The sequence below is a fragment of the Micromonospora sp. MGP-C2 genome, assembly GCF_057766525.1.
Genome location: NZ_JBYMEN010000002.1, coordinates 3259183 through 3282643, shown reverse-complemented (window position 1 = coordinate 3282643; position 23461 = coordinate 3259183). Strand labels below are relative to the sequence as shown.

Annotated in this window: 17 protein-coding genes; 11 read left to right on the top strand and 6 right to left on the bottom strand. The window is 72.6% G+C overall.

What is annotated here, in order from left to right; translation table 11 throughout:
• Nucleotides 1–154: 154 nt before the first annotated feature.
• Nucleotides 155–3478 (top strand): S8 family serine peptidase, encoded by a 3324-nt coding sequence (locus AC3CF1_RS14715; protein ID WP_355161801.1) that lies wholly within the window; start codon nt 155–157, stop codon nt 3476–3478.
• 51 nt (nt 3479–3529) lie between these two features.
• Here the strand turns inward: AC3CF1_RS14715 and dapD are convergent, their stop codons facing one another.
• Nucleotides 3530–4489 (bottom strand): 2,3,4,5-tetrahydropyridine-2,6-dicarboxylate N-succinyltransferase, encoded by a 960-nt coding sequence (dapD, locus tag AC3CF1_RS14710; protein ID WP_141911048.1) that lies wholly within the window; start codon nt 4487–4489, stop codon nt 3530–3532.
• Between the two features lie 78 nt (nt 4490–4567).
• Here dapD and dapE point away from each other — a divergent pair, with 78 nt between their 5' ends.
• From dapE to AC3CF1_RS14670, 8 genes are all read left to right on the top strand, one after another.
• Entirely contained in the window at nt 4568–5641 is a 1074-nt protein-coding gene (gene dapE / locus AC3CF1_RS14705; RefSeq protein WP_088950069.1) for a succinyl-diaminopimelate desuccinylase, read from the top strand.
• A gap of 378 nt (nt 5642–6019) precedes the next feature.
• Nucleotides 6020–6883, top strand: a complete 864-nt coding sequence (locus tag AC3CF1_RS14700) for an LOG family protein (protein WP_354982441.1) — start codon at nt 6020–6022, stop codon at nt 6881–6883.
• Nucleotides 6883–7428, top strand: coding sequence for an LOG family protein (locus AC3CF1_RS14695; protein WP_088950067.1), 546 nt, complete (start codon nt 6883–6885; stop codon nt 7426–7428). The genes AC3CF1_RS14700 and AC3CF1_RS14695 overlap by 1 nt, the downstream gene beginning before the upstream one ends.
• A gap of 209 nt (nt 7429–7637) precedes the next feature.
• Entirely contained in the window at nt 7638–11279 is a 3642-nt protein-coding gene (locus tag AC3CF1_RS14690; protein ID WP_354982440.1) for an ATP-dependent helicase, read from the top strand.
• Nucleotides 11276–14680, top strand: a complete 3405-nt coding sequence (locus AC3CF1_RS14685) for an ATP-dependent helicase (protein WP_488450660.1) — start codon at nt 11276–11278, stop codon at nt 14678–14680. The genes AC3CF1_RS14690 and AC3CF1_RS14685 overlap by 4 nt, the downstream gene beginning before the upstream one ends.
• Before the next feature lie 226 nt (nt 14681–14906).
• Nucleotides 14907–15110, top strand: a complete 204-nt coding sequence (cspE, locus tag AC3CF1_RS14680) for a transcription antiterminator/RNA stability regulator CspE (RefSeq protein WP_007464836.1) — start codon at nt 14907–14909, stop codon at nt 15108–15110.
• Between the two features lie 223 nt (nt 15111–15333).
• Nucleotides 15334–16650: a DEAD/DEAH box helicase gene (locus tag AC3CF1_RS14675; RefSeq protein ID WP_088950065.1), complete on the top strand. Its 1317-nt coding sequence runs from the start codon at nt 15334–15336 to the stop codon at nt 16648–16650.
• Nucleotides 16651–16843: 193 nt separating this feature from the next.
• Nucleotides 16844–17044 (top strand): hypothetical protein, encoded by a 201-nt coding sequence (locus AC3CF1_RS14670; RefSeq protein WP_354982438.1) that lies wholly within the window; start codon nt 16844–16846, stop codon nt 17042–17044.
• A 108-nt stretch (nt 17045–17152) separates the two neighbouring features.
• Here the strand turns inward: AC3CF1_RS14670 and AC3CF1_RS14665 are convergent, their stop codons facing one another.
• From AC3CF1_RS14665 to AC3CF1_RS14650, 4 genes are read right to left on the bottom strand one after another with little or no spacing between them, the layout of a single operon-like run.
• Nucleotides 17153–17602 carry an RrF2 family transcriptional regulator gene (locus AC3CF1_RS14665; RefSeq protein ID WP_354982437.1) on the bottom strand — a complete coding sequence of 150 codons (450 nt, stop codon included), beginning with the start codon at nt 17600–17602 and terminating at the stop codon, nt 17153–17155.
• Nucleotides 17603–17604: 2 nt separating this feature from the next.
• Nucleotides 17605–18489 carry an ABC transporter permease gene (locus AC3CF1_RS14660; protein WP_088950062.1) on the bottom strand — a complete coding sequence of 295 codons (885 nt, stop codon included), beginning with the start codon at nt 18487–18489 and terminating at the stop codon, nt 17605–17607.
• The gene (locus AC3CF1_RS14655; protein WP_088950061.1) at nt 18479–19258 is read right to left on the bottom strand and encodes an ABC transporter ATP-binding protein; all 780 of its coding nucleotides are present in this window, start codon (nt 19256–19258) and stop codon (nt 18479–18481) included. The genes AC3CF1_RS14660 and AC3CF1_RS14655 overlap by 11 nt, the downstream gene beginning before the upstream one ends.
• Nucleotides 19255–20319, bottom strand: coding sequence for an ABC transporter substrate-binding protein (locus tag AC3CF1_RS14650; protein ID WP_354982436.1), 1065 nt, complete (start codon nt 20317–20319; stop codon nt 19255–19257). The genes AC3CF1_RS14655 and AC3CF1_RS14650 overlap by 4 nt, the downstream gene beginning before the upstream one ends.
• A 173-nt stretch (nt 20320–20492) precedes the next feature.
• On the opposite strand from AC3CF1_RS14650, the gene AC3CF1_RS14645 reads away from it, so the two are divergent.
• Nucleotides 20493–21608 (top strand): LLM class flavin-dependent oxidoreductase, encoded by a 1116-nt coding sequence (locus AC3CF1_RS14645; RefSeq protein WP_354982435.1) that lies wholly within the window; start codon nt 20493–20495, stop codon nt 21606–21608.
• 32 nt (nt 21609–21640) lie between these two features.
• Here AC3CF1_RS14645 and AC3CF1_RS14640 read toward each other — a convergent pair whose 3' ends face one another.
• The gene (locus AC3CF1_RS14640) at nt 21641–21955 is read right to left on the bottom strand and encodes a hypothetical protein (RefSeq protein WP_488450659.1); all 315 of its coding nucleotides are present in this window, start codon (nt 21953–21955) and stop codon (nt 21641–21643) included.
• A gap of 152 nt (nt 21956–22107) precedes the next feature.
• Between AC3CF1_RS14640 and AC3CF1_RS14635 the strand changes: the two genes are divergently transcribed.
• The gene (locus tag AC3CF1_RS14635; RefSeq protein WP_210794505.1) at nt 22108–23418 is read left to right on the top strand and encodes a M16 family metallopeptidase; all 1311 of its coding nucleotides are present in this window, start codon (nt 22108–22110) and stop codon (nt 23416–23418) included.
• Nucleotides 23419–23461: the final 43 nt, after the last annotated feature.

Sequence of the window (23461 nt, the reverse complement as noted above, 5' to 3'; positions counted from 1 at the left end):
GGTTCGTCGGCTCGTGGCGGGTCCGTCATTTTTAGGACTTCATTCTGCATACCCGGTATGCAATTCTGGGTTGTCAATGTGACTCTCATCCATCAAGACGCTTGACGAGGAGGATCCGTTGCACCAGGGAAGAAGATTGGCCGCCCTCGGCCTCGTGTTCACGCTTGCGCTCTCCGCGCCGGCTCCCGTCTCAGCCGCAGCCGCCGTGCCCGCCCCACCGGGTGGCACCGACCAACAGTCCACTCCGGGTGGACCCACCGCCAACCGCTCGGTCACCGTCACGCTGATCACCGGTGACCGGGTCACCGTCACCGCCTCAGGCGCCTCGGTCCGGCGCGGTGCCGGCCGCGAGGACGTGCAGTTCCTGGTTCAGCGTGAGCGCGGTCGACTCACTGTGACACCGACGGACGCGCTGCCGTTGCTGCGCTCGGGTCGGGTGGACCGGCGACTCTTCGACGTCACCGGCCTGGTCGAGGCGGGTTACGACGACGCCCACCGCAAGACCCTGCCGCTGCTGGTGGCGTACGCCTCGACGGGCGCCGCCCGGCGTGCCACGGCCGCTCTGCCCGGCACGAGGGTGACCCGCGACCTGCCGGTGATTGGCGGCGCCGCACTGAGCAGCGACAAGTCTTCCCTCGACGCCGTCTGGGAGACGGTCACCACCGGTCCCGCTGGGGCCCGGCTCGACGCGGCGGGGGGCGTCGAGCGGATCTGGCTGGACGGCCATCGACGAGTGACCCTCGACCACAGCGTGCCGCAGATCGGCGCGCCCGCCGCTTGGGCGGCCGGTTTCACCGGGGCGGGAGTGTCCGTCGCCGTGCTGGACACCGGCGTCGACGCGACCCACCCGGACCTGGCCGGCAAGGTGGCCGAGGCGCGCAACTTCACCGAGGTCGCCGACGCCCGGGACACGGTCGGCCACGGCACCCACGTGGCCTCGACCATCGCGGGCACCGGCGCCGCCTCGGGCGGCAAGTACCGGGGTGTGGCGCCGGACGCGACGCTGCTGGACGGCAAGGTCTGTGAGGACGCGGGCTGCACCGACTCGGCGATCCTCGCCGGCATGCAGTGGGCGGCGGTGGAGAAGAAGGCCGCAGTGGTCAACATGAGCCTCAGCGGCTGGGACACCCCGGAGGTCGACCCGGTCGAGGAGGCCGTGCAGACCCTGACCGCCCAGACCGGCACGCTGTTCGTCCTCGCCGCCGGCAACGACGGCTCGGACGGTTCGGTCGGCTCACCGGCCAGCGCCGACGCCGGGCTCGCCGTGGGTGCGGTGGACCGCGACGACGAGTTGGCCGACTTCTCCAGCCGGGGACCGCGAGTCGGCGACGACGCGTTGAAGCCGGACATCACCGCGCCGGGCGTCGACATCGTCGCCGCTCGGTCCGCCAACGGCGTCATCGGCGACCCGGTGGGGGACCGTTACGTCACCCTCTCCGGCACCTCGATGGCCACCCCGCACGTGGCCGGGTCGGCCGCGCTGCTGGCCCAGCAGCACCCGGGATGGCGGGCCGACCGGCTCAAGGCCACCCTGATGGCCGCCGCCAAGCCACACCCGGACCAGACCGCGTACCAGCAGGGTGCCGGGCGGGTCGACGTCGCACACGCGATCACCCAACAGATCACCAGCGACCCGGTGAGCATCTCGTTCGGGCGTACGCTCTGGCCGCACGGTGACGACACCCCGATCACCCGCACGGTGACCTGGCGCAATGACGGTCCGGCCCCGGTCACCGTGGACCTGAGCATCGAGGGCGCCGGCCCCGGCGGCCGCGCGCTACCGGCCGGCCTGTTCGTCCTGGGCACCAACCAACTCACAGTGCCGGCGGGCGGCACGGCCGCCACGACCGTCACCACGGACACCCGGCTCGGCGACGCCGACGGTTACTGGACCGGGCGGATCGTGGCCCGGTCCGGTGCGGCGGTCGCGGTCACCCCGCTGGCCGTGAACCGGGAGGTGGAGAGCTACACGCTCACCGTGGAGCACCTGAACCGCGCCGGCGCGCGCACCGCGGACCACTGGACCCTCCTGCTCGGGATGGACACCTATGGCTCCTGGGACCTCGTCAGTTCCGACGGGGTGGCCACCGTTCGGGTGCCCAAGGGCCACTACGGCCTGAGCGGTCTCGTCTTCGAGCCCGGACCGGACGATGAGCAGCCCGGGATGTCCCTGTTGATGCAGCCCGTGCTGACCATCGAGCGGGACACCCGCATCGTCGTGGACGCTCGCCGGGCCAAGCCGGTGCGGACGACAGTGCCGGACCGGACCGCCGTCCCGCAACTGATCGACCTCAGCGGCAACTTCACCGCCGACGACGGCAGTGGGTACGGCGTCGGGCTCTGGGCGGAGACGTTCACCGGCCTGACCAGCGGTCAGATCGGCAAGCCGGTCCCCGCCGACAAGTTCGTCGCCACCGTCAGCAGCCAGTGGACCCCGGCGGAAACGGCCAACAGCCCGTACCTGTACGCGCTGGCCGAAGCGGTCCCCGGCCGGATGCCCACGGGGTTCGTCCGCGACTACACCCGACGGGACCTGGCCACCGTCGTGCACCGGTTCCGTGGTGACTACCCGGGCATGGTGGCCGAGCGGATCGTGTTCCCCGTGCTGGAGTACAACGTCGGCGGCTCCGCCCTGATCCTCCCCACCACCGTGCCCGGCCAGCGGGTCGAGTACTACAACACCAAGGGTGTGCAGTGGGAGTCCGAGATCGACTTCGGAAAGCGGGACGAGGAAGGCTGGTTGAACGTGCAGGCGGCGCTCTTCTCCGTCCCCACCGCCTACCGGGCCGGGCGGACGGTGCAGGAGATCTGGAACCAGGCGCCGTACTCGCCGTCCTTCCCGAAACCGCGCTGGCCGGAACAGAGCGTCAGCCGGGTCGGCGACACCATCCTGGTCGGCGTGCCGATGTTCAGCGACGCGGCCGGGCACCCGGGCGCCTCGCTGACCGACAGCGAGCACACCACGCTGTGGCGCAACGGCAAGCTGGTCGGTGAGAGTGAGTACGCCGGCTCCGGAGAGTTCGCCGTGCCACCGGGCGCGGCGGACTACCGGCTCGTCACGTCGGCGAAGCGGAGCTTCACCGACCTGAGCACCGAGGTGGAGTCCAGCTGGACCTTCCGGTCGAGGCACGTCGCCGGTGAGACGCCGGCCCGACTGCCCCTGTCGGCGGTGCGCTTCGCGCCGCAGCTGCGGGTCGACAACAGCGCTCCGGCCGGTCAGGGCTTCATAGTCCCGGTGCGCGTGCAGCGGCAGCCCGGCGCTCCGGCCACCCGGGTGGAGAAGCTCGCTGTCGACGTCTCGTACGACGGTGGGAAGACCTGGAGCAAGGCGAAGCTGGTCCGCACCTCCACCGACGGCTGGTCGGCGCTGCTGCGGCACCCGGCCGGCCCCGGCTACGTGTCGCTGCGGGCCACCGCCCGGGACACCGCCGGCAACACCGTGACCCAACGGGTCATCCAGGCGTACCGGTTGCGCTGAGGCGTACCCCGTCCGGGTCCGCGGCCGAGTGCCGCGGACCCGGCGGGTCCGTCAGTCGTTGGCGTGCAGGGCGGCGTTGAGCTCGATGCCCCGGCCGGTGCGCGGCCGGGCCTCCAACGCGCCGTTCACCGAGTTGCGCCAGAACAGCAGGCCGTCGACGCCGGACAACTCCCGGGCCTTGACCACCCGGCCGTCCGGCAGAGTGATCTTCGACGCGGCGGTGATGTAGCAGCCCGCCTCGACCACGCAGTCGTCGCCGAGGGAGATGCCGACACCGGCGTTCGCGCCGATCAGGCTGCGCTCGCCGATGCTCACCTTCTCGGTGCCGCCACCGGAGAGCGTGCCCATGATCGAGGCGCCACCGCCGACGTCGGAGCCGTCGCCGACCAGCACGCCCTGCACGATGCGCCCCTCCACCATCGAGGTGCCCACGGTGCCGGCGTTGAAGTTGACGAAGCCCTCGTGCATCACCGTGGTGCCGGCGGCCAGGTGCGCGCCGAGACGGACCCGGTCGGCGTCGGCGATCCGCACACCGGAGGGCACCACGTAGTCCGTCATCCGGGGGAACTTGTCCACCCCGTACACGGACAGGTGCCGGCCGGCCGCGCGCTCGATCACTCGCAGCTCGTCCACCCGCTCCGGCGGGCACGGCCCGGCGGACGTCCAGGCCACGTTGGCCAGCTTGCCGAAGATGCCGTCGAGGTTGAGCTGGTTGGGTCGCACCAGGCGGTGCGAGAGCAGGTGCAACCGGAGGTACGCGTCGGAGGCGTCCTTGATCGGGTCGTCCAGCGAGCCGATCACGGTGACCACCTGGACGGTACGCAGACCAGGCAGCGACCGGTCACCGAGCGCGGCCGGCGGCAGGTCGAGCACGTCCGCCTTGTCCTCGCCGGAGACCAGCGGCAGCTCACCCAGGCCCAGCTTGCCGGTCGGGTACCAGGTGTCGAGCACCTGCTCGTCGGCGGTGACCGTGGCCAGGCCGATGCCCCAGGCGGAATCTGCGGACGTCACTGTTACACCTCTCGGTCACGGCCGAGCTGACCTCGGCTCGCTCCTCGCGCTTACAGACCTGAAGGTACCGTGCGATTCATGGAGAACCCGCTGACCCCCGAGGTCCTCGCCGATCCGGTGCAGCTGACCCGCGCTCTGGTCGACATAGAGTCCGTGTCCCTCAACGAGAAGGCGATCGCCGACTGTGTCGAAGAGGTGCTGCGGGGCGTACCGCACCTGACCACCCACCGACACGGCAACACGGTGATGGCGCGCACCGACCTCGGTCGGTCGCAGCGCGTCGTGTTGGCCGGGCACCTCGACACGGTGCCCCTGAACAACAACTTCCCGTCGACCATGCGTGGCGACCTGATGTACGGCTGCGGCACCTCCGACATGAAGTCCGGCACCGCGTACGCGCTGCACCTGGCGGTGACGCTGCCCAACCCGCGCTACGACGTGACGTACTTCTTCTACGAGGCCGAGGAGATCGAGTCGCGGTACAACGGGCTCAACCTCGTCGCCCAGGCGTTCCCGGAGTGGCTGGAGGCGGACTTCGCGGTGCTGCTGGAGCCGACGTACGGCATCGTCGAGGCGGGCTGTCAGGGCACCATGCGCTCGGTGGTCACCACGACCGGAGTACGCGCCCACTCGGCGCGCTCCTGGCACGGGGTGAACGCCATCCACGCCGCCGGTGAGGTGCTGCGGCGGCTCCAGACGTACGAGGCGCGGCGGGTCACCATCGACGGCTGCGACTACCGCGAGGGCATGAACGCGGTGCGGATCAACGGTGGGGTCGCCGGCAATGTGGTCCCCGACCACTGTGAGGTCGAGGTCAACTACCGGTTCGCTCCGGACCGCAGCCCGGCCGAGGCGGAGGCGCACCTGCGGGAGGTGTTCGCCGGCTTCGAGGTGGTGGTGACCGACACCGCGCCGGGCGCTGCCCCAGGGCTGGAGGCGGCCCCGGCGAAGGAGTTCCTGGCGGCGGTCGGTGCCGCGCCGATCGGCAAGCTGGGCTGGACGGACGTGGCCCGGTTCGCGGCCATGGGCATCCCGGCGCTGAACTTCGGCCCCGGCGACCCGAACCTCGCCCACCACCCCGACGAGCACGTCGAGATCAGCAAGATCCGCGACGGCGCGGCAACCCTGCACCGCTGGCTGGCACCAGCCTGACCCGGCCGTCCCCTCTCGCGCCTGCTGGCGCTCAGCCGGTGATCAAGAGGTTTGCGTCAGCCTGGCCCGTTGTCGGCGACGCAAACCTCTTGATCAGCTCCGGGTGGTGCGGGGGAGGCGGGGGTTGGGTCTTGTTCGCGGGTGCGGCGGCGCTCGGCCACCACGTCTCGGATCCGTCGCTGCATCTGGCGACGGATCCGGATCATCTCGTTGTTGCTGATCACGCTGTCTCCTCCCCCGAAGGCGCGCGCCCGGGCATACCCGGTATGTGAATAGTAAGACGTACGGGGGAGCCGAATAGTTGCCCATGATCCCGAACTATTTCTCGGCGTCCCCGCCCCGCACACCCGGCCGGTGTCGCTCCACTACGGTTGCCCCATGAGCCAGAACAACGGGCGGGAGGCCGGTCGCGGTCCGGGACAGGAGCGGCACCGGGGCGCTGTCACACTGCGCAGAGGGGCGATTCCGAGCAGCACCGCCGACCAGCGGCTGCTGGATTCGCGTGGGCGGGGCGACTGGAAGACCAAGGACGCCTGGCGTGCGCTGCGCATCCTCTCCGAGTTCGTCGAAGGCTTCGACACCCTCGCCGACCTGCCACCGGCGGTCAGCGTGTTCGGTTCCGCCCGCAGCGGACCGGACAGCGCGGAGTGCCAGCTGGCCGAGCAGTTGGGCGGCGCGCTGGCCCGGGCCGGCTACGCGGTTATCACCGGGGGTGGGCCGGGGGTGATGGAGGCCGCCAACCGTGGTGCCAGCGAGGCCGGTGGGCTCTCCGTCGGGCTCGGCATCGAGCTTCCGTTCGAGCAGGGCATCAACGAGTGGGTCGACCTCGCCATCGACTTCCGCTACTTCTTCGCCCGCAAGACCATGTTCGTGAAGTACGCGCAGGCGTTCGTCGTGCTGCCCGGTGGCTTCGGCACGATGGACGAGCTGTTCGAGTCGCTCACGCTGGTGCAGACCGGCAAGGTGACCCGGTTCCCGGTCGTGCTGATGGGGGTCGCGTACTGGCAGGGGCTGATCGACTGGATGCGCGACACGATGGCCGCCGACGGCAAGATCGGCCCGGTCGACCTGGAACTGATCTGTCTCACCGACGACGTCAACGCCGCGGTCCGCCACATCGTCGAGGCGGAGGCCGCGCTCTCCGTCGAGCAGGAGGCGGTCCGTGACGAGGCCGTCGCCCGCACCGGCGCCGACCAGCAGGCTGCCGCCGAGCAGGCCGCCGACCAGCCCCGGGACAGCTGATGGCGGCGATCTGCGTCTTCTGCGCCTCGTCCCGCACCCTCGACCAGCGTTGGTTGGACCTGGCCGCCGAGACCGGCGCGGAGCTGGCCCGGCGCGGGCACACGCTGGTCAGTGGTGGCGGCTGCGTCGGCATGATGGGCGCGCTGGCCGACGGTGCCCGATCCGCCGGTGGGCGCACCGTCGGGGTGATCCCACAGTCGCTGGTCGATCTGGAGGTCGCAGACCTGGCCTCGGACGAGCTGCTGGTGACCGACTCGATGGACAGCCGCAAGACGCTGATGATCGAGAAGTCGGACGCGTTCCTCACCCTGCCCGGCGGGCTGGGCACCCTGGACGAGCTGTTCGAGGTCTGGACCACCGCGACCCTCGCCCTGCACACCAAGCCGATGGTGCTGATCGACACCGACGGGTTCTACCGCCCCCTGCTGGACTGGCTCGACGCCCTGGCCGACCAGAACTTCCTCAAACCCGCCGGCCGCAACCTCCTGACAGTGACCACCACCGTCCCCGAAGCCCTGAACGCCCTAGAGTCCCGCCTAACCTGACCCCGCCCTCCCCCCCACCCCTGCCCCCGGCCCCGGGCGTCCTCACCCTGTCGATCATGAAGTTAGCGTCACCGCCGTCGGCGTGTCGCGCGGCTAACTTCATGATCGACGGAGGTGGATGGGGTGGGGTTGGGGTGGTGGGGTTGGGTGGGAGGGTGGGGGTTCGGTGGGTTGGGGTGGGTGTCGTACGGGTCTGATGGGATGAGCTGATGCAGGCGTACCGGTTGGTGCGGCGGTCCGGAGGGCCGGCGCGGGGGGACGGGGCAGCGCCTTCCGGCGCTTCCGTGCCCGCCGGCAGCGCGCCCAGGGGCGGTGTCGGCGAGTCGGGTGGGCCAGAGCGCACGGGAGGGCCTGAGCGCGGGGCGCGGCCTCAATCGGTCGGCGGGTCCGCAGGTGTGGCCGGGTCTGAGCTGGCGGCCGGGCGTGAGCTGGCCGGCGACGGCGGTTGGCGGGTCGATCCGGTGCAGGCCGAGGTGGTCGGGCACACCGACGGGCCGATGCTCGTGCTCGGCGGTCCGGGCACCGGCAAGACCAGCACGCTCGTCGAGTCGGTCGCCGCCCGGGTGGCCGAGGGGGTCGACCCCGAACACATCCTGGTGCTGACCTTCGGCCGCCGAGGCGCGACCGCGCTACGCCAGCGCATCGAGGCCCGGATCGCCCAGGACGGCCACCGGGTGCTGCGCGAGCCGCTGGTGCGCACCTTCCCGGCGTACGCCTTCGGGTTGCTCCGCCGAGCCGCCGCAGAACGGGGTGAGCCCTCACCCCGGCTGCTCACCGGCCCCGAGCAGGATCTGATCATCCGCGAGCTGCTGAACGTGGTGGGTGAGGAGCCCGAGGACGACCCGGTCGGTTGGCCGACCGACCTGCGTCCCGCCCTGCGCACCCGGGCGTTCGCCGGTCAGCTGCGCGACCTGCTCATGCGCGCCGCCGAGCGGGGCGTGGGCCCTGTCGACCTGGCCCGGCTGGGCGAGAAGCTCGGCCGCGAGGACTGGCCGGCCGCCGCCCGCTTCCTCCGGGAGTACGTGGCAGTGCTCGCGCTGCGGGACGTCAGCAACCGGGGCTCCATCGCGTACGACCCGGCCGAGCTGGTCCGGGCGGCCACCGGGCTGCTGCGCGACGACGAGGAGCTGCTGGCCGCCGAGCGTCGCCGCCTCACCCACGTGTACCTCGACGAGCTGGCGGACACCGACCCCGCCCAGGTGGAGCTGCTCTCGGTCATCGCGGGCGGAGGCAAGTCACTTGTCGCGTTCGCCGACCCGGATTCCTCCACGTACGCCTTCCGGGGCGCCGACCCGGCCGGGGTGGCCACCTTCCCGCACCGCTTCCGGACCGCCTCCGGGGCACCGGCCGCACAGGTGCTGCTGACCACGTCGTACCGGGCCGGGCCGGGTCTGCTCGCGGCGATCGCCCGGCTGGGTCGCCGGCTGCGCGGCCCGGCGGCGCACCGCCGCCTGCACCCGCTGCCGGACGCGCCGCCCGGGGTGGTCGAGGTGCACACGTTCCGCTCGGCGACCAGCGAGGCGGCCTGGCTGGCCCACGCGCTGCGCTCGGCCCACCTGCTCGACGGCGTGCCGTGGTCGCGGATGGCGGTGCTGGTGCGGTCCACCGCGTTGCAACTGCCCACCCTGCGGCGGGCACTGCACGCTGCCGGCGTACCCACCGTGGTGCACGGCGAGGACCTGCCCCTGCACCTGCAACCGGCGGTCGCGCCGCTGCTGCTCCTGCTGCGCTGCGCGCTCGAACCGGCCCGCCTGGACGAGGAGGCGGCGGTCGCGCTGCTGCACTCGCCGCTGGGCGGAGCCGACCCGCTGGCCGAGCGGCGGCTGCGGCAGGGCCTGCGTGCGCTCGCGCTGGCCGGCGGTGACCGACGCCCCTCCGGGGAGCTGATAGTCGAGGCGTTGCGCGATCCGACGGAGCTGGCCGACATCGACCGGCGCTGGGCGGAGCCGGCGCAGGCGGTGGCCGGGCTGCTGGCCACCGCACGGGATGCCGCCGCCCAACCAGGGGCAACCGCCGAGGACGTGCTCTGGGCGGTCTGGGACGCCAGTGGTCTCGCCGAGCGTTGGGCGGGCGCGATCATCCAGGGGCGGCCGGCGGCCGGCGAGGGAGACCTGGCCCGGCGGCGGCGGGCCGAGGCGGCCGACCGTGACCTGGACGCCGTGCTGGTGCTCTTCGACGCGGCGGCACGGTTCACCGACCGGCTGCCCGGTGCCCGCACCGAGGTCTTCCTCGACCACGTGCTCGCCCAGGACCTGCCGGCCGACACCATCGCCCCGACCGCCGACCGGGGCGCGGCGGTCCGTCTGCTCACCGCCCACGCCGCGAAGGGCCTGGAATGGGACCTGGTCGCGGTGGCCGGCGTGCAGGAGGGCATCTGGCCGGACCTGCGACTGCGCGGCAGCCTGCTCGGCTCGGAGCGCCTCGTCGACGTGTTGGCGGGTCGATCGGTCGGCGGCGCGGCTGTGGCGAACGTGGTGGGTCAGACCTCGGCGTTGCTGGACGAGGAACGCCGGCTCTTCCATGTGGCCATCAGCCGGGCCCGGCACCGACTGCTGGTCAGTGCCGTGGCATCGGCCGCAGTCGGCGGTGACGACCACGAGGAACAGCCGAGCCGGTTCCTGCACGAGCTGGGCCCGACCGCACCACCCGCCCCGCCACCCGGTCCACCCACCCCACCCACCCCGCCACCCGGTCCACCCACCCCACCCACCCCGCCACCCGGTCCGCCCACCCCACCCACCGCGCCACCCGGGCCGCGCACCGGCCCGCCGCCCGCCGACCCCAGTGACACGACGGGGGAGGACGGGGACGCCGAGCCGGACCGCCCCGGGGCACTGCCGGTCACCCGTCCACCCCGGGCGCTCACCCTGCCGGCGCTGGTCGCGGAGCTGCGTACCGCCATCACCGACCCGGCTGCCCCGGCGGCCCGGCGGCGCGCCGCGGCGGCCGAGCTGGCGCGGCTCGCGGCCGCCGGTGTCCCCGGCGCGCACCCCGACGACTGGTGGGGTTTGCGGGGCCTCTCCGACGACCGGCCGCTGGTCGACGAGGGCAAGCCGGTGCGGGTCACCCCGTCGGCGATGGAGAGCGCCCTGCGGTGCAGCCTGCGGTGGCTGCTGGAACGGCACGGGGGCAGCGGCCCGACCAGCACCGCGCAGGGGGTGGGCAACCTGGTCCACGCCGCCGCGATGCTCGCCGAGGACGCCAGCGCCGACCGGGGCGCGCTGCTCGACTACGTGGCCGCGCGGTTCGACGCGATCGAGCTGGCGGCCCGGTGGATGGCCGGGCCGGAGCGTGAACGCGCCGAGGCGATGGTCGACAAGCTGCTGCGCTGGCTGGCCACCAACCCGCGTCGGCTGCTCGCGATCGAGCACGAGTTCGCCGTCCGCCTGGACGACCCGAACCGGCCGGTCGACCTGACCGGTCGGGTGGACCGGCTGGAGGTCGACGAGGCCGGGCGGCTCGTGGTGATCGACCTGAAGACCGGCAAGTCGACGGCTGTCACCGGCGCCGAGCTTGCCGAGCATCCGCAGCTCGGCGCCTACCAGGCGGCGGTGGAGGCGGGGGCGTTCGCCGAGTTCGGAGACGAGTCGGGGGGTGCTGCGCTGGTGCAGCTCGGCACCTCCGCCAAGGACGCCCGGGAGCAGAATCAGCCGGCGCCCGGTGAGGGGCCGGCGGCCGGCTGGGCGACCGCGCTGGTCCGGCGGACCGCCGATACGATGGCGGCCGCCACGTTCGCCGCGGTGGCCAACTCGAAGTGCCGGGTCTGCCCGGTGCGGACCAGCTGCCCGGTCTCCGGGCAGGGGCGCCAGGTGGTCGAGCCGCCGACCGTCCGACGTCCGGAGACCCCATGACCCAGCCCACCCTGTTCGGCGCGGGCCCCGCGCCGACGCCCCGGCTGGCGGACTCCGGCCCCCGCTACACGCCCGTCGAGCTGGCCAAGCTGCTGCGGTTGCCGGCGCCCACCCGGGAGCAGGCCGCGATCATCGCCGCCCCGGTGGAGCCGTTGCTGGTGGTCGCGGGCGCCGGGTCCGGCAAGACCGAGACGATGGCCGCGCGGGTGGTCTGGTTGGTGGCCAACTCGTACGTGCGCCCCGAGCAGATCCTCGGGCTGACCTTCACCCGGAAGGCGGCCGGCGAGCTGGCCCACCGGGTACGGACCCGGCTCGACCAGCTGATCCGCCGCGTCGGCCGGCAGGGTCGGGACCCGCTGGACGACCCGCTCGCCGGTGAACCCACCGTCTCCACGTACCACTCCTACGCGGGGCGGATCGTCACCGAGCACGGGCTGCGGGCCGGTTACGAGCCGTCCACCCGGCTGCTCACCGAGGCCTCCCGCTGGCAGTTGGTCGACCTGCTGGTGCGCAACTACGACGGTGACATGTCCGAGGTGGACCGGATGCCGAGCACCATCACCGACGCGGTGCTGGCGCTCGCCGGTGAGCTGGACGAGCACCTGGTCGCGCCGGACCAGCTGGCGGCCTGGACCGGCCGGTTCTTCGCCGAGGTGCAGTCCCGGCCGGGCCGGGTGTACGCCGACGTGCGCAAGGCGCTCACCCTCCAGCAGACCCGGCTGCGCCTGCTGCCGCTGGTGCGGGCGTACGCCCGGCGCAAGGAGGACTTCGAGGCGATGGACTTCGCCGACCAGCTCGCCCGGGCGGCCCGGGTGGCCCGGGACCACCCGGGGGTCGGTCAGATCGAGCGGGACCGTTTCCGGGTGGTGCTGCTCGACGAGTACCAGGACACCAGCCACGCCCAGGTGGTGCTGCTCAACGCGTTGTTCGGTGGCGGGCACCCGGTGACGGCGGTGGGGGACCCGTGCCAGTCCATCTACGGCTGGCGGGGGGCCAGCGCGGGCACACTGGACCGGTTCCCCACCGAGTTCGCGCGCGCCGACGGGCAGCCCGCCCAGGCGCTCGGGCTCACCACGAGCTGGCGCAACCGCCCCGAGATCCTCCGGGTGGCGAACGCGCTGTCCACGCCACTGCGTGCGGCGGGCGCCCAGGTGCCGGAGCTGCGCTCCGCGCTGACCGTCCGGGACCCGATCCCACACCGCAGCCCCGGCGGCGCGGCCGGCGGCACTGTGCACTGCGCGATGCTGCCCACGTACGCCGACGAGGCCGACTGGATCGCCGACAGCGTGCTCGCGGCCTGGCGTGGGGCGGCCCGGATGCCTGGCGCGGCACCCGAGCACATCCCGGTGGCGCAACGCCCGACGACGGCAGTGCTGGTGCGCGTCCGCAGCCAGATCCCGGCGATCGAGTCGGCACTGCGGGAGCGCGGTCTCCCGGTCGAGGTGGTCGGGCTGGGTGGCCTGCTGGACACCCCCGAGGTACGCGACGTGGTCTGCACGCTGCGGGTGCTGGCCGACCCGACCGACGGTGCCGCGCTGCTGCGGTTGCTCACCGGCGCCCGTTGGCGGATCGGGCCGCGTGACCTGGTGGCGTTGCACAAGCGGGCCCGGGCCATCGCCAACGCCCGGCGACAGGTTGCCGCCGACGACACCTCGGAGATCAGCCCCGACCTGCTGGACGAGGCGACCCTGGTGGAGGCGCTGGCCGATCTCGGCCCGGCGCAGGCGTACTCGGCGGAGGGCTTCGCGCGGTTGCGCGCGTACGGGCTGGAGTTGGCGCTGCTGCGCTACCGGCTGGACCAGCCACTGCCGGACCTGATCGCGGACATCGAGCGGACCATCGGCCTGGACGTGGAGGTCGCGGTCCGGGCCGGCCGGGACGGCGCCGGCGACGCGGGCCTGGCCCGGGGTCACCTGGACGCACTGGGGGACGTGGCGGCCCGCTTCAGCGGGGAGACGCCGGGGGCGACGCTCTCCGGCTTCCTGTCCTACCTGGCCGCGGCCGAGGACGAGGAGCGCGGTCTGGCGCCGGGCGAGGTCGAGGTGGTGGAGGGCGCGGTGCAGGTGGTCACCGCGCACGCCGCCAAGGGCCTGGAGTGGGACGTGGTGGCCGTGGCCGGGCTGAGCCGTGGGCTGTGGCCGGGTCCGGTCCGCAACTCCGACCACTGGTTGGGTGGGCTCGGGGTGCTGCCGTTCCCGCTGCGCGGCGACGCCGACGGGTTGCCCGAGCTGGCGCTCGACGAGGCGGCCGACCAGCGGGCGGTAGCCCGGGCGGTGACCGACTTCACCGACGCCTGGCGGGCCCATGACGAGCGGGAGGAACGCCGGCTGACGTACGTGGCGGTCACCCGGCCGCGCCGGCTGCTGCTCTGCTCCGGCTACTGGTGGGGGGAGGGCACGAAGCGGCCACGAGGTCCGTCGGTCTTCCTGCGTGAGGTGTACGACGCCTGCCTCGACGGCGGGCCGGGGCACCTGATCGACGTGTGGGCGCCGGAGCCGACCCCGGATGCGACGAACCCGACGGCCGAGGTGGTGCTCCGCGCGGAGTGGCCGGCCGACCCGTTGGGCGGTCGCCGGCCGGCACTGGCCGAGGCGGCCGGGTTGGTGCGCCGCCTGATGACCGACGGGCCGGCCTCGGTGGTCGCCGGACCGGTCGGCTCGGTGGTGGACGGGCCGATGGTGACCGTCGAGCCGGAGGTGGACCCGGAGGTGGCGCGCTGGCAGCGGGAGGCGGATCTGCTGCTGGCCGAACGGGCCGAGCTGACCAGGCTCTCCGGTGCGGTCGAGGTGGCCCTGCCCGGGCAGTTGAGCGTCACCCAGCTGGTGGCGTTGCGGCGTGACCCGGCCGGGCTGGCCCGTACGCTGCGCCGTCCGGTGCCGACCGAGCCCAACCCGTACGCCCGTCGCGGCACCGCGTTCCATGCCTGGTTGGAGCAGCGCTTCGGCGCCGACCGCCTGCTGGACCTGGACGAGTTGCCCGGTGCGGCCGACGCGGATGCCGCGCCCGACGAGGCGCTGGTCGAGTTGCAGGAGCGGTTCCTGGCCAGCGAGTGGGCCGACCGGTCACCGGTAGAGGTGGAGGTGCCGTTCGCCACGGTGATCGCCGGCGTGGTGGTGCGGGGGCGGATGGACGCGGTCTTCGCCCGGCCGGGTGGGCGGTTCGACGTGGTCGACTGGAAGACCGGCGCGCAGCCGACCGGGCCGGCGGCTGACGTGGCCGCCGTGCAGTTGGCGGTGTACCGGTTGGCCTGGGCGGAGCTGGCTGGTGTGCCGGTCGACCGGGTGGGCGCGGCCTTCCACTACGTCCGGCACGGTGTGACGGTTCGGCCCGCCGACCTGCTGGATGTGACGGGGCTCACGGCCATGATCGCCCAGTTGCCCGAAGATTCCGCCCAAGCTTGACCGCTGGCGGGAAAACCATGATACGTTGGCCGGGTTGCAGTTTTGGTTACCAGAGACTCTGTGTGCGCCTGGCGGGATTGTGGCCCCAGGCGCTCTTTGTTGTGTCCGGAGTTCTCCGGGCGGGGCGACCAGAAGCGACAGGCGATTCGCGCATCCCCGCGCGGAGCGCTCCTCTTCGGGCACGCAACAAGTGCGAGTCCGACGTTCCGTCAAGGAGACGAAACACATGGCTATTGGCACCGTGAAGTGGTTCAACGCTGACAAGGGCTTCGGCTTCATCACCCCCGACGGCGGCGGCGCTGACGTCTTCGCCCACTTCTCGGCGATCCAGTCCTCCGGCTACCGGAGCCTGGACGAGAACCAGCGGGTCGAGTTCGAGGTGACCCAGGGCCAGAAGGGCCCGCAGGCGGAGAACATCCGCCCGCTCTGATCTTCGGATCGGTCAGCATTACCTGTCGCGCCCTCCGGGTGTGACGGTGACGGGACCGGCCCGCCTCGCCGTTGCCTGCCTCCGCAGGTGACGGCCCGGTGGCGGGCCGGCCCGTACTCCAATCGGTTCGTGCTTGTGAGTCCTGGCTGCCTTTTTGCCGCCGGTGACAGCGCCGACTTCGGCGCCCTCCCTCGACACGTGCCGCGTCGAGGAAGGCTCCCGCATGACCACAGTTATTCCTTCTTTCGCTCATACCGGGCTGGCACCGGCGCTGCTCACCGCGTTGACCGCGCAGGGCATCAACGAGCCGTTCCCGATCCAGTCGGCGACGCTGCCCGACTCGCTCGCCGGCCGCGACGTGCTGGGCCGGGGTCGTACCGGCTCCGGCAAGACCCTCGCCTTCGGGCTTGCGCTGCTGTCCCGCACCGCCGGCCGTAAGGCCCGGCCGGGTCGCCCGCTCGCCCTGGTGCTGGTGCCGACCCGTGAGCTGGCCCAGCAGGTCACCACCGCGCTCGCCCCGTACGCCCGCGCTGTCGGGCTGCGCTGCACCACAGTCGTCGGCGGGCTGTCGTTGCAGCGGCAGGCCGACGCTCTGCGTGCCGGCGCCGAGGTGGTTGTCGCCACCCCCGGCCGGCTACACGACCTGATCAACCGCGGCGACGCCCGGCTCGACCAGGTCGAGATCACCGTGCTGGACGAGGCCGACCAGATGGCCGACATGGGCTTCCTGCCGCAGGTCACCAAGCTGCTGGAGCAGGTCGCGCCGCAGGGCCAGCGGATGCTCTTCTCCGCCACTCTGGACGGTGGTGTGGACCGGCTGGTCCGCCGCTTCCTGAGCAACCCGGTCACCCACTCGGTCGACCCGGGCACCGCCACCGTGACGGCGATGACCCACCACGTGCTGCACGTCGACGCCCTGGACAAGCCCGACGCGTTGACCCGGATCGCCGCCCGTGAGGGCCGCACCATCCTGTTCATGGGCACCAAGCACCGCGCCGACCGCCTTGCCCGTCAGTTGCTGTCCAAGGGCGTACGCGCGGCCGCACTGCACGGCGGAAAGTCCCAGCCGCAGCGCACCCGGATCCTGGAGCAGTTCCGCAACGGCCAGGTGACCGCTCTGGTCGCCACCGACGTCGCGGCTCGGGGCATTCACGTGGACGGCCTGGACATGGTCGTCAACGTGGACCCGCCGACCGAGGCGAAGGACTACCTGCACCGGGGCGGCCGTACCGCCCGGGCCGGCGAGTCCGGCTCTGTGGTCACCCTGGTCCTGCCCGAGCAGCGTCGGGACATGTCCCGGCTGATGGCCACCGCCGGCATCCGGCCCGAGTCGGTTCAGGTGCGCTCCGATGGCGAGGCGTTGGCCCGGGTCACCGGTGCGCGTGAGCCGTCCGGGGTGCCGGTGACCATCGTCGCGCCTCCGGCTCCCGCCGCTCGTGGGGGACGCGGTGTCGGTGGCACTGCCACCGATGGCGGCGCCCGCCCGACGCACCGGGCGTCGGGTCGGTCCCGCCGTCCGCGCCGCCCCCGTACCGTCTGATCTTCCGCGCCTCGACCGACCCGCCCCGCTTCGGCGAGGCGGGTCGGTCTGTCTTCGGCCCTGGCCGGCCAGACTTCTGAGTCGGTAATCAGCCTCCGCTCGGTCGGCTGGCCGACTGCGTCATCGCTGACGGTGGTCAAGGCTGACCACCGGGGGAAAGCCGGGCGGGGGGCCCGGCACGGGAGGGGTGACCATGGCGGGCGAAGCCGGCTCGGGTGCACTACGCGAACTGATCCTGGTGGTCGCGGTCGCGCTCGCCGGGCTGTTGCTCGCCATGGTTGCGGCCTTCGCACCCTGGCACGCCACCCCGGCGGGTAACGCTCCCGCCGGTCTGGTGGAGCTGCACGGCCCTGGCGACCAGGGCTCCCGCCCGGCGGTCGCCCACGTGGGTTGAGCAGCGACCGGCCGACCGGTGCCGGCGGAGGGGCAGGCCCGGTCAGGATCGGTACGAGATGTGGTCGGGTCGGCGGGGCACCGACCCGACCACATCACCGCCGTCGTTTCACGAGGTGGTGGGGGCGTGGTCGGTCGAGTTGCAGGTGAGCAGGTCGGCCAGGGTGGTGCTGTCGACCACCGTGGCGATCGCCCCGTGCACCGCCAGCCAGACGTCGGTCAGCCCGGCGGCCACACCGTGGTAGCCGGCGCGCTCGGCCGGCAGGCCGCGCACGGTGGTGAGCGAACCGCCGGCCGCCCGTAACACGTCTCCGACGGTGATCCCGTCGGCTGGGCGGGTCAGCGCGTACCCGCCGTCGGTGCCCCGATGGCTGTGCAGCAGACCGGCTCGGCGCAGGTCGAGCAGGATGCCCTGCAGGAAGCTGAGCGGGATGTCCTGCACCTCGGCCAGGCTGGCCGCCTTCACCAACTCACCGCCTCCGCTCCCGCCGCCGCGACTGGCGGCGGCGACGGCGAGCATCGCCCGGAGCGCGTAGTCGCTGCGCGCGGAGACGTACACGGTCAGTTGCCCGCCTGGTCGAGCACGCCCCAGCGCCGCCGGATCGCCTTGTCCGCCGCGCCGAAGGCGGCATCCACGCCGAGGCCGAGCACCAGGATGACGATCATGGTGGAGAGCAGCCAGGGTGCGTCGGACAATTCGCGGGAGTAGGTCAGCTGCGCGCCGAGCGACGTCTGTGAGATGCCGACCACGATCAGCTCACCGGCCATCAGGCTGCGCCAGGAGAACGCCCAGCCCTGCTTGAGCCCGGCGACGATCGCCGGCAGGGCGGCCGGCGCGATGACGTACCGGTAGAGGTTGAGCCCCCGAGCGCCCAGGTTGCGGCCGGCGCGCAGCAGCAGCGGTGGCACGTAGTCCACACCGGAGATCACGCCGTTGGCGATGGACGGCGCCGCGCCGAGCACCACCACGAAGAAGATCGCCTTCTCGCTCAGCTCGAACAGCAGGATGGCCAACGGGAACCAGGCGATCGACGGCATGGTCTGCAACGCCGTGATCATCGAGCCGATGGCGGCCCGGAGCACCTTGGACCGGGCCACCGCCAGGCCCAGCAGCAGGCCGACCGCGACCGAGAAGACATAGCCGACGGCGGCCCGCCGCAACGTCGTGACCAGGCCTTCCCAGAGCTGCGGGCCCTGAGCCTGGTTGACCAGCTCGCGGCCGACCTCCAGCGGCCCCGGCAGCGAATACGGCGGCTTCCAACCCGACCAGACCACCAGCTGCCAGGCCAGGATGGCGATGGCCAGCGCGGCGAGCTTGGGCCAGGTGGCTGCCCAGAACCGGGAACCCCGGGAAACCTCCGGGTCCCGGCCGGCGATTTCCAGCGCGTCCAGGCCGGAGATCTGCGCGTCGGTACGCGCCGTGTTGGTCAGGGTGTCACTGGCCATGGCGGCCCACCTCCGTACGGAGCCGCTCGGTGACCTCGGCGGCGATGGCGGCGACCTCGGGGGAGTCGATCCGTCGGGGGCGCGGGATGTCCACCTCGGTGGAGTAGATGATCCGGCCGGGTCGGCTGGAGAGCAGGATGATCCGGTCGGCCAGTCGGGCGGCCTCGCGGACGTTGTGCGTCACGAAGAGCACCGAGAGGTTCCGCTCGGACCAGATGCGTTCCAGCTCGTCGTGCAGGATGTCCCGGGTCATCGCGTCCAGTGCGCCGAACGGCTCGTCCATCAGCAGCACCGGTGTGTCCAGGGCCAGCGTGCGGGCCAACGCGACCCGTTGCCGCATGCCCCCGGAGAGCTCGTGGGGGCGCTTGCGGCCGAAGTCGGCCAGGTGCACCGTACGCAGCAACTCGGCGACCCGCTCGCGCCGCTCGGCCCGGGGCAGCCGGCGCAGCTTCAGCGGCACCTCGACGTTGCCGTCGACGGTCAGCCAGGGAAACAGCGCCGGTTCCTGGAACATCAGCCCGGGGTTGGCGTCGCCGGCCAGCGTGATCTGCCCGCCGCTGGGCCGGTCCAGCCCCGCGACGAGGTTCAGCAGGGTGCTCTTGCCGCAGCCGGAGGCACCGACCAGGCAGACGAACTCGCCGGGTGCGACGTCCAGCGACACACCGTCGAGGGCCAGGACGGCGTTCGGCCCGCGCCCGTACACCTTGGTCACGCCGGAGAGCGCGACCGCGGTGGTCGCGCTCTGCGGCGTCGTCGTGGTCGACGTCATGGCTGGACGACCTCGGGCTTGCCCTGCGACTTGAGGGCGTTGTTGAGGTACTTGAGGTCGTACAGGCCCTTGAGGTCGACCGGTTCGGTCAGCTTGACCTCGACGGCGTGGTCGAGGCCGGCCTTGAGCGAGGTCGCGATCGGGTCGTTGGTGAATTCCAACGTCGGCCACGCCTGCTTGATGAGCTTCAGGTCCAGCGGCTTTCCGGTGATCTTGCCGATCGCCTCGGAGATGGCCTGCTGAGCTTCCTCGGGCTTGGTGTTGACGAACTCGTTCGCGGCCACCTGGCCGTCGACCAGCTTCTGCACCACGTCCGGGTGTGCCTTGAGGAACTTCGTGCTGACCAGCAGGTTGGTGATGACGAACTTCTTGTCCGGCCACAGGTCGCGCTCGTCGACGAGCACCTTGCCGCCGGCGTTGACCAGGCGGGAGACGAACGGCTCGGGCACCCAGGCACCGTCGATCGCGCCGCTGTTGAACGTCTCGACCGTCTGGGCGTTCTCCTGCGGGACGATCTTGACGTCGCCGCCACCCTCCTTGGTGGTGGTCAGACCCTGCTGCTTGAGCCAGTAGCGGATCGCCACGTCCTGGGTGTTGCCCAGCTGCGGGGTGGCGATCTTCTTGCCCTTCAGGTCCTGCGCGCCGGCGATGCCGGGCTTGACCACCAGCGCCACGCCGCCGGAGGCCGCGCCGGAGATGACCCGGACGGCCTCACCCTTGGACTTGGAGAAGGCGTTCACTGTCGGGTTCGGACCGATGTAGGTGGCGTCCAGCGCGCCGGAGAACACGGCCTCGATGGCGGCCGGGCCGGCGTTGAAGGTCTTCGGCTCCAGCTTGACGTCGGCGCCGAGCTTCTCGGCGAAGATGCCCTTCTCCACGCCGACGACGGCCGGCGCGTGCGTGATGTTGGGGAAGTAGCCGAGGCGCAGCGTCACCGGGCCGGAGCTGCCGCCCGTGCCCTCGCTGTCGTCGCCGCAGGCGGCGGTGCTGCCCAGGGTCGCCGCACCGAGGGCGGCGAGAGTGGCCAGGGTGACCAACCGGCGCATGGGAAGCCGTCTCATCGTCCATCCAATCCGCAGTATTCCTACTTAGTTGGTAGGAAGACTGGGCCAGGCCGCGATCAGCGTCAAGACCCATCCACATGGCGGGATGACGCGTCTCAGTTATGTAGGTATTTCCTACCAGCTTGCTAGGTTAAACCGGACTCGGTGATCGGCAGAGAGGCGAATTCGCGATGAGCTTCCACTGGTTCCTGCCCACCTCCGGCGACGGCGACCAGGTCGGTGCCGCCACCGTCACCGCGGGCGCCGCCCGGCACGACCGGGCCGCCACCGTGGCCTACCTGGCCGAGGTCGGCCGGGCCGCCGAGACGCACGGCTTCGCCGCCGTTCTCACGCCCGTGGGCGCCGGCTGCCCCGACCCGTGGATCGTCTGCGCGGCGGTCGCCCAGCACACCGAGCGGCTCGGCATGCTGGTCGCCGTTCGGGCCGGCTTCGCGCTGCCCACCCTGATCGCCCAACAGGCCGAGGCGTTCCAGGCCATCTCCGGTGGCCGGCTGTCGCTCAACATCGTCACCGGCGGCGACCCGGCCGAGCAGCGGGCGTACGGCGACTTCCTCGGGCACGACGACCGCTACGCGCGCACCGGCGAGTTCATCGAGGTGCTCCGCCGCGCCTGGGCCGGCCGGCCCTTCGACTACGCCGGGACGCACTACCGGGTCGACCAGGGCGGCCTGGCCACCCCGCTCGCCGAGCCACCGCCGGTCTACTTCGGCGGCGCGTCCCCGGCCGCCGAGACGGTGGCCGCCCGACAGGCCGACGTGTACCTGATGTGGGGCGAACCGCCGACGTCGATCGCCGCCCGGGCCGCCCGGGTCCGGGCGCTCGCCGCCGAGCAGGGCCGCACCCTGCGCACCGGTCTGCGGCTGCACGTCATCGCCCGACCCACCAGCGCCGAGGCGTGGGCGGAGGCCGACCGGCTGCTGGCCGGGATGAGCCCCGAGCGGATCGCCGCCGCACAGGCCAGGTTCCGCCGGATGGACTCGGTGGGCCAGGCCCGGATGGCCGCGCTCAACGCCGGTCGCACCGACGGGCTCACCGTCGCGCCGAATCTCTGGGCCGGCGTCGGCCTGGTCCGCGAGGGCGCCGGCACCGCGCTGGTCGGTAGCTACGCCGAGGTGGCGGCCCGCATCGACGAGTACGCGGCACTCGGCGTGGACGAGTTCGTCCTCTCCGGCTGGCCGCACCGGGAGGAGGCCGAGCGGGTCGGCGCCGAGGTGCTGCCCCGTGTCCGCCCGACACCCGAGCGGCATCACGCGGCGGGTGATGAACGGCGCGTGGGGGCGCGGTAAGCCTCCCTCGACGTGGTCCGCGCTGGCGCGGGTTATCCCTCGGCGGTGGGTCGGTTGTGCACCACCAGCTCGTCGATCTCCAGCCGGCCGACGCGCAGCTCCCGCACGACCGCCCGGCGGATCGCCAGCCGCCCGATGACCAGCGCCCCGACGGCCACGGCCCCGACGGCCACCGCCCCCACGGCGAGGGCGCCGAGCGACGCCGCGCCGGTAGCCCGCGCGCCGGTAGCCCGCGCGCCGGTCGCCGCCGCGCCGGTAGCCCGCGCGCCGGTCGCCGCCGCGCCCGTCGCCGCCGCGCCGCTCGCGCGCGCCCCGGTCAACCGCATCAGGCGTGTCTCTCGTTTCATCTCCCCATTGTCCCCGCACGGCCGGTCGCCCGCTTCCCACCGGTCCCGGATGTCACCCCACCGCCCGACGCACCCGTCGTCTCACCCTCGCGGTGGCGGCGGCTCCGGGAGGTCGCGGGTGGCGGGGGTGTGGACGCGCTAGGGTCGATCCCGTGGCGGCGCGGAGATCCAGAATTCCAGCGACGAAGTATCCGGTCGAGCGGTTCACCCTCGACAACGGCCTGCGGGTGGTGCTCACCCCTGATCGCAGTGCCCCGGTGATCGGGGTGGCGGTGGTCTACGACGTCGGCATCCGCTCGGAGCCGGAGGGGCGTACGGGCTTCGCCCATCTTTTCGAGCACCTGATGTTCCAGGGTTCGGAAAACCTTGAGAAGCTGGCCCACTTCCGGCACGTGCAGGGCGCTGGTGGCACCTTCAACGGCTCCACCCACCTGGACTACACCGACTACTTCGAGACGCTGCCGAGCAACGCGCTGGAACGCGCGCTGTTCCTGGAGGCGGACCGGATGCGTGGCCCCCGACTGACCGAGGAGAACCTGCGCAACCAGGTCGACGTGGTCAAGGAGGAGATCCGGGTCAACGTCCTCAACCGGCCGTACGGCGGCTTCCCCTGGCTGACCCTGCCGCCGGTCATGTTCGACACCTTCCCGAACGCGCACGACGGCTACGGCTCCTTCGACGACCTGGAGTCGGCGACCGTCGCCGACGCGGCGGACTTCTTCCGCCGCTACTACGCCAGCGGCAACGCGGTCCTCGCCGTCAGCGGTGACATCGACGTGGCCGAGGCGACCGAGCTGGTCACCCGGCACTTCGGTGACGTGCCAGCCCGACCGGCGCCGAAACGGCCCGACTTCACCGAGCCCGAGCTGACCGCCGAGCGGCGCACCTCGTACACCGATGCTCTGGCGCCGCTGCCGGCGGTGGCCGGCGCCTGGCGCGTGCCCGACCCGGTCACCGACTTCGCCGGCTACCTGCCGTACGTGGTGCTGGCCGAGGTGCTCACCGACGGCGACGCGTCGCGGCTGGTCGAGCGGCTGGTGCAGCGCGACCGCACGGTGACCAGCCTCGGCGGATACCTCGGCTTCATGGGTGACCCGTTCGACGTCCGCGACCCCACCGCGTTGCTGCTGCAGGCGCATCTCCCGCCCGGGGGCGACGTGGACAAGGTGCTGCGCACCATCGACGAGGAGTTGGACCGGCTGGCCACCGACGGGCTGACCGACGGTGAGCTGGCCCGCACCCAGGCCCGGATGGCGACCCATCTGCTGCGGGACACCGACGCGGTGCTCGGCCGGGCGCTGCGGATGGCCGTGCTGGAGCAGCAACGCGGCGAACCGGGCCTGCTCAACGAGTTGCCCCGGCTGGTCGGCGACGTCACCGAGGACCAGGTCCGGGCCGCCGCGGCCACTCTGCGACCGGAGCGCCGGGCCGCCATCGAGGTCATTGCCGGAGGCGCCCGGTGAGCGCGAGGAGTGAGCCGGTTTTGCGAGCCCCGCAGTCGCGAAC

Bases quoted from the DNA above. Each gene is read 5' to 3' on its own strand.
- cspE (WP_007464836.1), top strand. From the start codon at position 14,907: ATGGCTATTGGCACCGTGAAGTGGTTCAACGCTGACAAGGGCTTCGGC.
- AC3CF1_RS14655 (WP_088950061.1), bottom strand. From the start codon at position 19,258: ATGACGTCGACCACGACGACGCCGCAGAGCGCGACCACCGCGGTCGCG.
- AC3CF1_RS14690 (WP_354982440.1), top strand. From the start codon at position 7,638: ATGCAGGCGTACCGGTTGGTGCGGCGGTCCGGAGGGCCGGCGCGGGGG.
- AC3CF1_RS14660 (WP_088950062.1), bottom strand. From the start codon at position 18,489: ATGGCCAGTGACACCCTGACCAACACGGCGCGTACCGACGCGCAGATC.
- AC3CF1_RS14700 (WP_354982441.1), top strand. From the start codon at position 6,020: ATGAGCCAGAACAACGGGCGGGAGGCCGGTCGCGGTCCGGGACAGGAG.
- AC3CF1_RS14675 (WP_088950065.1), top strand. From the start codon at position 15,334: ATGACCACAGTTATTCCTTCTTTCGCTCATACCGGGCTGGCACCGGCG.
- AC3CF1_RS14645 (WP_354982435.1), top strand. From the start codon at position 20,493: ATGAGCTTCCACTGGTTCCTGCCCACCTCCGGCGACGGCGACCAGGTC.
- AC3CF1_RS14670 (WP_354982438.1), top strand. From the start codon at position 16,844: ATGGCGGGCGAAGCCGGCTCGGGTGCACTACGCGAACTGATCCTGGTG.
- AC3CF1_RS14640 (WP_488450659.1), bottom strand. From the start codon at position 21,955: ATGAAACGAGAGACACGCCTGATGCGGTTGACCGGGGCGCGCGCGAGC.
- AC3CF1_RS14695 (WP_088950067.1), top strand. From the start codon at position 6,883: ATGGCGGCGATCTGCGTCTTCTGCGCCTCGTCCCGCACCCTCGACCAG.
- AC3CF1_RS14650 (WP_354982436.1), bottom strand. From the start codon at position 20,319: ATGAGACGGCTTCCCATGCGCCGGTTGGTCACCCTGGCCACTCTCGCC.
- AC3CF1_RS14685 (WP_488450660.1), top strand. From the start codon at position 11,276: ATGACCCAGCCCACCCTGTTCGGCGCGGGCCCCGCGCCGACGCCCCGG.
- dapE (WP_088950069.1), top strand. From the start codon at position 4,568: ATGGAGAACCCGCTGACCCCCGAGGTCCTCGCCGATCCGGTGCAGCTG.